This is a genomic window from Dellaglioa sp. CoH-57-MRSF-18, assembly GCF_056781995.1.
The window spans coordinates 1-500 of sequence record NZ_JBXAXX010000067.1 but is presented as its reverse complement, the minus strand read 5'-3'; the positions used below and the strand labels follow the sequence as shown (position 1 = coordinate 500).

The 500-nt window shown below is 53.6% G+C and carries 1 protein-coding gene; it reads left to right on the top strand.

The window, feature by feature from the left end; all coding sequences use genetic code 11:
* The first annotated feature begins 181 nt into the window (after window positions 1-181).
* The gene (locus tag AC1RPG_RS08085; RefSeq protein WP_289874039.1) at window positions 182-424 is read left to right on the top strand and encodes a hypothetical protein; all 243 of its coding nucleotides are present in this window, start codon (window positions 182-184) and stop codon (window positions 422-424) included.
* The last annotated feature ends 76 nt before the right edge of the window (window positions 425-500 follow it).

Sequence of the window (500 nt, the reverse complement as noted above, 5' to 3'; positions counted from 1 at the left end):
AGGGCTCGCGGATAACGAAGCCCGCACCCTCATGCAGCAATGGGAACAGCGCGCGGCCGACCTGATTCGGAAACGGTCTTAATGCACAGAATAAAGACTGAGTAATTTACTCGGGTATTGTTGACGGCTCCGAAAGGGGCCGTTACTATTTGAGCCATCGATAACCCACTAGGCGCACCCCATGAAAACGAATCTGCGTTTCAATATTGACCAAACGGTTAACATTCAAGCCGATATTGAGCTTGGTTCACGGTACGTCGTTAGCATCTTTGACGAGCGCGGAAACTGCATGGTGGAACGGCTGGGGCTCGCACGTTATCGCAATGTGCGCGGCGCGATTGCCACGATCATGGGCGACCCGCGTATCGTGAGCGTTACGACGCAATGCGGGGTTGAAGTGGGGCGCGGCTACAAACCCGAGTAAATTAGTCGGGTACTGTTGACACGTGCCAGAAACGCGATCATACTAGACCCATCGACTAACCGCTACGGAGTAAAAC

What these genes read in the sequence shown, in the direction of transcription:
- AC1RPG_RS08085 (WP_289874039.1), top strand. Translation starts at nt 182, where the DNA reads ATGAAAACGAATCTGCGTTTCAATATTGACCAAACGGTTAACATTCAA.